Origin of the sequence: Niallia sp. MER 6 (genome assembly GCF_023714395.1) — a bacterium.
Taxonomy (GTDB): Bacteria; Bacillota; Bacilli; order Bacillales; family Cytobacillaceae; genus Niallia.
This window is the reverse complement of sequence record NZ_JAMAUK010000063.1, coordinates 1-7,164: the sequence shown is the minus strand read 5'-3', so window position 1 is coordinate 7,164 and position 7,164 is coordinate 1. Positions and strand designations below refer to the sequence as shown.

At 34.2% G+C, this 7,164-nt stretch carries 8 protein-coding genes; 3 read left to right on the top strand and 5 right to left on the bottom strand.

Annotated features, from left to right (window positions below; genetic code table 11):
* Nucleotides 1-287: 287 nt before the first annotated feature.
* The 3 genes from nfsA to M3600_RS27785 all read right to left on the bottom strand — a co-directional run bounded on the left by nfsA (nt 288) and on the right by M3600_RS27785 (nt 3,149).
* Nucleotides 288-1,028 carry an oxygen-insensitive NADPH nitroreductase gene (gene nfsA / locus M3600_RS27795; protein ID WP_251648432.1) on the bottom strand — a complete coding sequence of 247 codons (741 nt, stop codon included), beginning with the start codon at nt 1,026-1,028 and terminating at the stop codon, nt 288-290.
* A 97-nt stretch (nt 1,029-1,125) separates the two neighbouring features.
* Nucleotides 1,126-1,713, bottom strand: a complete 588-nt coding sequence (locus tag M3600_RS27790) for a TetR/AcrR family transcriptional regulator (protein WP_251648431.1) — start codon at nt 1,711-1,713, stop codon at nt 1,126-1,128.
* Between the two features lie 560 nt (nt 1,714-2,273).
* The gene (locus M3600_RS27785; protein WP_233317051.1) at nt 2,274-3,149 is read right to left on the bottom strand and encodes a LysR family transcriptional regulator; all 876 of its coding nucleotides are present in this window, start codon (nt 3,147-3,149) and stop codon (nt 2,274-2,276) included.
* A 109-nt stretch (nt 3,150-3,258) separates the two neighbouring features.
* On the opposite strand from M3600_RS27785, the gene M3600_RS29305 reads away from it, so the two are divergent.
* Together M3600_RS29305 and M3600_RS27770 are read left to right on the top strand one after the other, a co-directional pair.
* Nucleotides 3,259-4,008, top strand: a complete 750-nt coding sequence (locus tag M3600_RS29305) for a tautomerase family protein (RefSeq protein ID WP_311315991.1) — start codon at nt 3,259-3,261, stop codon at nt 4,006-4,008.
* A gap of 421 nt (nt 4,009-4,429) precedes the next feature.
* A complete protein-coding gene (locus M3600_RS27770) occupies nt 4,430-5,260 on the top strand; it encodes a YitT family protein (RefSeq protein ID WP_233317050.1) in 831 nt (276 codons plus the stop codon).
* Nucleotides 5,261-5,344: 84 nt separating this feature from the next.
* On the opposite strand, the gene M3600_RS27765 is transcribed toward M3600_RS27770, so the two are convergent.
* Both M3600_RS27765 and M3600_RS27760 read right to left on the bottom strand, forming a co-directional pair.
* On the bottom strand, nt 5,345-5,734 hold the full coding sequence (locus M3600_RS27765; protein WP_251648429.1) for a hypothetical protein: 390 nt from the start codon (nt 5,732-5,734) through the stop codon (nt 5,345-5,347).
* A 195-nt stretch (nt 5,735-5,929) separates the two neighbouring features.
* A complete protein-coding gene (locus tag M3600_RS27760; RefSeq protein ID WP_251648427.1) occupies nt 5,930-6,517 on the bottom strand; it encodes a hypothetical protein in 588 nt (195 codons plus the stop codon).
* 113 nt (nt 6,518-6,630) lie between these two features.
* Between M3600_RS27760 and M3600_RS27755 the strand changes: the two genes are divergently transcribed.
* Nucleotides 6,631-7,002: a VOC family protein gene (locus M3600_RS27755; protein WP_233317047.1), complete on the top strand. Its 372-nt coding sequence runs from the start codon at nt 6,631-6,633 to the stop codon at nt 7,000-7,002.
* Nucleotides 7,003-7,164: the final 162 nt, after the last annotated feature.

The window sequence follows — 7,164 nt, the reverse complement described above, 5'->3', positions numbered from 1 at the left end:
TTAAAGACTAAAGTTACCCTCAGTCCTCCAAGACTCGCTACGAGCGAATGGCTAGTTCTTACTCGGCGGGAATCCCACCCGCTATATGATACGACCTAGGCTCGGCCGCACAACTGCCCTGTTTCTTCCATAAGCTATGTTTTCATTTATTACAGGAATGCTGCCACGTTTGTGACACAAGAAGGGTTCTATCCATTTATTACAGGAATGTTGCCCTTTTAATAACATAAGCAGCTGCCATAGGCAACTGCTTCTATTAAAAAGGAATTTATCACCATAATAAAGCATTAACGTTTTGCCCATCCTTTCCTATTTAGGAAATCTTTCATAAAAGATCTTGGATGACGAGCAAAGCTTCCAATTGCTGTTTTAGACCATGTACGATTTGATTTACTTTCTGAACGATTTGCATAGTACAATTTAGTCGTTTCATCATACTGTTTTAATATCTTTTTAGTATCGCTGTTATAACGATTTGTATGATAAATGCCTTCAAATGGAATCCTCGGTTTTGTATCATTTCGTTTATTTGGGTAGCCAACGACAAGCCCAAATACGGGGAAGACATACTCAGGAATATCAAGTAACTCCGATATTTTTATGATTCCGTCTCTAACTCCACCAATATAACAAACACCTAACCCCATAGATTCTGCAGCAATGACCAAGTTTTGAGCTGCTAAAGTAGCATCTATAGCCCCTACCAAGGCAGCATCTATTCCCTCGATTGTCTCTGAAATATCCATATCTAGTTCTTCTGCCATTTGTTTATGACGATTTACATCCGCACAAAATACGAAAAAATGTCCACCTTCTGATATAAAAGGTTGATTTCCAGCATGTTCTGCTATCTTTTGTTTAAGTTCTGGATCCGTTACACCGATTATGGAATATGCTTGCTGAAAGCTTGCAGATGATGCTGCTTGTGCAGCAGTAACTAATTGTCTAATTTGCTCCTCCGTTAAAGCTTGCTCAGTAAAAGAACGAACAGACACATGGTTTAGGATTGTTTCAATAGTTTGGTTCATTTTTTTAGTTCTCCTTTAATTCTGGAATTTTTTGCAGTTTCACTTAATTTTTGAACAATCAGTACAAAAATATGACAAAAAAAAGTGGCAAACTCAATTAATAGATGCTTGCCATAGTACCCTCAACGATTTGTTCCGCCATATCACGATTTCGTGTAGTGACATTGAGAGTTCGGAGACCATAGTAACTGCATATAAATGTTCTTGATAACTCTAATGCTGATCTACCAGATGTAATCTCTTCGGACTGTATTCCTTCCTCAATCACAGAATGTAGAACACTTTCCAAACGTTCTACATGACGATTTGACCAAATTTCTACAATGGAGTCTGTTCGACCACGCTCCATCGTGGCATTAATTAAAAAACAACCTTTACTTGAATCCTCAAAGTCTTTTTCCACGGCCCATTCCAACAAACCGCGCAATCTTTCTTTTACAGGGACAGGACGTTCCAGGATAGCTGTCTGCACCTGAATCCAGTGCTCATGATAACGTTGGAGCGTTTGCTCATACAATTCATGCTTACTTCCAAACGTATTATATAAGCTTCCTCGACCAAGCCCTGTACTGCTGCATAAATCCTCCGTGGAACATGCTGCATACCCTTTTAACCAAAAAACATTCATTGCTGCATCAAGTACCTCAGGCTTATTAAATTCACGAGGTCTACCACTTTTACTCATGTTGTCTCCTTACATAAAAAGTAATATTAAACACAGTATATATATTTTGTACAATTAAAAATCGCTTACTCCATTTGGTGAACTCCTACTAATTGCGATTTGTTTTTTATCATTCAGCTATCCTTCATCAATTTGTTACCAAAGAACTTTCTTTCCATAATTGCTATAAAACCAAAAGACTCTCCATATTAGAGAGTCTTTTGGCTTTTCAGTTATTTTCCACATGAATAATTAATTATTTTCTACTTTGTTGACCTTATTCCAAGCTGACATAGCAAAAATTGCAATAGCTTCTCCAATACCATAAAGTCCTTTAATTAAAAACTCCATCAGATAATTTCAACTCCTTTACTATAATTCCCAACAATCGATAAAAAAGGAAACAATGAATATTCCTTTTACTACTTATACGTATTACTCACAGTTTAGTTCCTTTTAAATTTCTTATAGCTATTCTGCCAAGTTAGTGACTGAAAAAGAAGCATTAATCAATGCCCTCGTTTGATTAAGCGAACCTTCTCATGTTATCTAAAAATGCACTTCAAAGCTTATACGCCGTATTATTTTTTTAGACCATTTCTTAAATATTTTAAAAGCAATTGTTTCGCAGAAGTAATAGTATCATTTCTCATATTTCTCATTATACCTATGGTAATATCTGAATTGCTTATCTCTACATCTAATTTAATACAATTGTCTGGAATAGGGATGGAGGAGACAATTACACCTATTGCTCTATCTATTAATGTAACAAACGTCGGGATTGCCGATAACTGACTTACTGTATAACAAAAGGGCTTATTAGAAATGCTTAGAAGTTCTTTTTCTAACTTTAATTGATAAATACAGTTCTTTCCTCCAGTTACTATTGGATAATCACAGAGCTCTTTTAAACTATGTTTTCTACTGTTTTTAGCTAAAAGGTGTTCCTTTGAAACGATAAAGGCTAGTTGCTCCTCATATAGAGGTTCAAACATATATGGAAATTGTCCAGGTATTTCTGCGCATATAGCAAAGTCTACTTCGTTTTTTTCCAGAGCAGTTGCTAAAGAATTGGTATTACCTACAATAAAATTGCATGCAATATTAGGCTTTTCCTTACTAAATAGTGCTAGTATATGGGGTACTATATTTGTTATGGACTCGATTATTCCTATATTAATAGTTCCAACTTCTTCTTTTTGTATTGCTTTTGCCTGTTCAACAACAAATTTCCAATGGTTGATTAAATCATCCACTTCCTCAGCAAATATTTTTCCAGCAGGTGTTAATTCTGCTTCCCACCCTCTATGAAAAAGAACAATTCCTAATTCCTTTTCTAATCTTTTAATTTGATTCGTAATGGTTGATTGGGCATAGTGGAGCGATTCTGCAGCTTTAGAAAAGGTCCCTTCTCTTAGTATCGTTTGAAAGGTGATGAGTTCTTTTAAATCCATTTTTTTCTCCTTCATCAATAATATTGAACTAGTTTAATCAATTAATTCAATTATATAGATGAAGAAAGATAAATTACAATGATATTAGAAACTTGAAGGAGGGAATTACATGCCATTTATTAATATTAGCTATCACGAAGAGCAATATAGTGAAACAGATTTACAATTTATAAGTACACAAATCAAGAACTCTCTAATAAAAGAATTTAATGTACCACCTGATGATTTTTTTCAAGTATTTCATTCACACAAAAATGAACAGTTCCATTTCAATACCGACTATTTAATCAATGAAAAAAGAACAAAAAAACTTTTGTATATACAAATCACTTGTGGAATAGGCAGAACTATTGAACAAAAAAAGAATTTATACAATACAATGACTGAAAGTCTTTTTCAAAACAATATTGTCACTAAAGGAAATGTTTTTATTATTCTTAATGAGACTCCATTGGAAAATTGGTCTTTTGGCATGGGCGAGGCACAAATGGTTATGAATCAGTGTTCTCCTACTACAATAACAAATGAAAATCACTTAAATAATAACCAAATAAAATCAAATATTAGCAGTGAGTTAGGAGATTTAGCTCCTGCCTTTGTAGATTTTACTGAAAATGTGCTTTTCGGTGATTTATGGATGAGGAATGACTTATCTTTGCGAGATAGAAGTCTGATTACACTTTCTTCTTTAGTTACAGCAGGTAATATAGAGCAACTACCATTTCATATCAATTTAGCAAAGGAAAACAACATCTCTGAAAATGAAATAATCGGGTTAATTACTCATCTTGCATTTTATACAGGCTGGCCAAAGGCAGCCTCGGCTCTGAACAAAACCAAAAATGTATTTTCACCATAATCTAAATGATTAGAGTGTGGTGCTTATACTCAACATGCTTTAACTATAAAATCTAATCTGGCAAGTTATTTTCAAAGCCAAAAAGGGGCATTAGTTCTTCTTGGATGAATGCCCCCTAGCAAAAGTTTTCTAGTCATCGATTTTATCATTTTGTCCCACGAGTCTAGCCCCCAATTCCAATAAACTGAAGCAAGCAAGATAAAAAAACTCAGTGAAGCTACTTCTTATACTCATAAAGTATTCATCAGCATTTAGATCAATAAACATAGAATTTATTTTTCATCCTCATTGTCAAATAGTTTTATAACCAAACTCTTTATACCTGGATTATTTTTTCCTATAATGATTAGATTCCTCCTCTTCGTCTGGTATAATTTACTCTTACAATATAATTTCAACTATATAGATAAGGAGAAACGTCATGAAGAAATACTTAATAGATATCCTTTTCCTTGCGCTAGGAGCACTTCTTTTTGCTATCGCAGTAAATGTATTTGTCATCCCAAATGATTTAGGAGAAGGTGGGGTAACTGGGCTTACGATTATTAGTTATTATTTATTTAATTGGTCACCCAGTATTGTAAGTTTCTTGTTAAATGCTGTCATAATCGCAGTTGGACTGAAATTCTTCAGTAAACAGACTGCTATTTATACTATTATTGCTGTTTGTTTTAATTCATTGTTTTTACATATGACTGAATCATGGTCTATTCCTACTGGGGAAATTATGGTCCATGCTCTGTTTGGTGGTGTGCTTACTGGTGTGGGTCTTGGCTTAATCATCAGAGTGGGAGGCACTACTGCTGGTACTACTATACTAGCGAAAATCATCAACAAATATTTAGGCTGGAGTGTAAGCTATAGCTTATTAATTTTAGATTTAATAGTCGTGTTCTTCTCCTATTTTATTATTGGTATCGAAGGGGTTATGCTTACGGTTGTCATGCTTTATGTGGGAACGAAAACGATGGAATTCATTATTGAAGGAGCTAACCGGCAAAAAGCGGTTACTATCATTTCTGCTCATTCTAATGCTATAGCTTATGAGGTTAGCACTAGAATGGAGCGCGGGATTACCGTCATTTCTGGACATGGATATTACACGAAAGAAAATAAAGAAGTTCTGTATATAGTGATTAGCAATCAAGAGATTATTAAATTAAAGAAGATTATTAAACAAATAGATAACGAAGCTTTTATTACGATTCATGATGTCAGAGATGTCTTTGGCGAAGGATTTAGTGCGATATAAGGATAACAAAATGTTGATATGATTACACCAAAAGGATACAAGCTGTTGTTCAGCTTGTATCCTAACAAAATGTTATCTAAAAGACTATTCTTTCTTTAAAATCATGTTTTCCGTGTGATTATCCCATTCAACAATCACTTTTACCTCGGAATTTTTATTAACTTTGGCGTTTGTCGTATTAGCTTCAGCAGTATCTTCATAAACACCATTTTCCCCCAGTACTACATCACCAGCACTAAATCCACCTGCGTTTGTTTCTACTGTATACGAAAATCCCTCCATATTTTTTGCATTTTCTCCCTTATACTGGAGGGTCATATGCTGTTTTTCATTATCATCGGTTGTTTGCGTAACCTTTAATTCTGCAGTCCAATTGTCTGACTCCCCAGTGAAAGTAAAAGCATCGGAACTACTGCTGCAGCCGGATATAATCAGTAAAAAAACTAACGATAAAGCAGACATTATCCGATTCATTAGGTTCCCCCTTATAAAGCAATTTTGGTATTAATAAATACGTTCAACAAGAGTTTTAGTTTCAGAATAATCTAGATATTCCCTAATAATTGTTAAGTTAATTTTCAAGATAAATATGTTGCTGGACAGTCCGTTAGCCGCTCAATTCAGGCCCAGGCTGACTGCTTCTGTTCCAGCTCTTATCAGCCTTTTTTCTCATTTAACATTCCAAATTATCTTGATAAAACCAGATGGCTCTTTAAGAAAATTATAAGGAGACAAGTTCTCATAACGATAGCATTCGTTAGGGTATGCTTCGTCAATCCTAAATAATTCAAGTACATCTTGTTCAAATGCAATGCCACCCATTTTAAAATCATATTGTAAATACAAACTTTGAAGAAATTCTGTAAAGCATGGACACTCCTCTTTTTTAATACCTATTTGATCCCATTCTGGTGCATCATATTCAGCTCCATAAAACCAAAAATTAACCAAAAGCGCATTTGATGAAACCTGGTCTATTTGTAAGGTTGACTTTCGTTTCCTTGATAAATACACATATAAATTTAATCTTAATGAGTGTAATTTTACCAATTGTGGGTCTTCTTCATTAAAGGCATAACCACTTTCAAAAGCATTAATTATTTCATCTATATTTTGATCTACAATGTCCACCTTAACTGACAGCTTAGATAATTCATTTATTATATCTTGTATCGTTTGCTTCTTTTCTTTTTTAATTTCCAACAAGAAACTGACTTCAAGGAAAGGACCTCCTTGCAGCCATTGAGACGACTCCATTAATCATTCCTCCTACATCTGCTAACTTCGATAGTCGCTGGTTTTCAAGCACTGTTTTATAGTAAAATAAGATAAAGTTTTTTCCAAATTTTTTAAAAAGAGGAGAAGAACAAATGAAACTAGGTGCATTTTCTGTAAGCTTAAACGTAAAAGACATTGCTGTATCTAAGTCCTTCTATGAAAAACTAGGGTTTCAATCATTTGGTGGTGACATAACTCAAAATTGGCTGGTTTTGAAAAATGGAAACTGCATTATTGGGTTATTTCAAGGAATGTTTGATAAAAACATCCTAACCTTTAATCCAGGCTGGAATGAAAATGCTGAAAACCTTGAAGCGTTTACAGATATTCGGGACATTCAAAAACAGCTTAAGGCGGAAGGAATAAACTTTCAGAATGAAGCAGATGAAGCAACGAATGGACCAGCACATTTTTTCATTGAAGATCCAGACGGAAATCAAATCCTTGTAGACCAGCATCGATGAAATAACTAAAACATACATAAAAAAAGCCTTGTGAAGTTTAAAATGTACCCTATAGAGTAGACACTTAAAAAAAGTCTACCTATAGGGTATTTTTTTGTATAATTATGTAACACAACTAGAGAAACATGGAGACGGAGAAAATAATGAGTAAAAAGATTTTCA

Excerpts from the sequence above, each read along its gene's own strand:
- nfsA (WP_251648432.1), bottom strand. The coding sequence starts at position 1,028 with ATGAACCAAACTATTGAAACAATCCTAAACCATGTGTCTGTTCGTTCT.
- M3600_RS27770 (WP_233317050.1), top strand. The coding sequence starts at position 4,430 with ATGAAGAAATACTTAATAGATATCCTTTTCCTTGCGCTAGGAGCACTT.
- M3600_RS27755 (WP_233317047.1), top strand. The coding sequence starts at position 6,631 with ATGAAACTAGGTGCATTTTCTGTAAGCTTAAACGTAAAAGACATTGCT.
- M3600_RS27765 (WP_251648429.1), bottom strand. The coding sequence starts at position 5,734 with ATGAATCGGATAATGTCTGCTTTATCGTTAGTTTTTTTACTGATTATA.
- M3600_RS27790 (WP_251648431.1), bottom strand. The coding sequence starts at position 1,713 with ATGAGTAAAAGTGGTAGACCTCGTGAATTTAATAAGCCTGAGGTACTT.
- M3600_RS27760 (WP_251648427.1), bottom strand. The coding sequence starts at position 6,517 with ATGGAGTCGTCTCAATGGCTGCAAGGAGGTCCTTTCCTTGAAGTCAGT.
- M3600_RS27785 (WP_233317051.1), bottom strand. The coding sequence starts at position 3,149 with ATGGATTTAAAAGAACTCATCACCTTTCAAACGATACTAAGAGAAGGG.
- M3600_RS29305 (WP_311315991.1), top strand. The coding sequence starts at position 3,259 with ATGCCATTTATTAATATTAGCTATCACGAAGAGCAATATAGTGAAACA.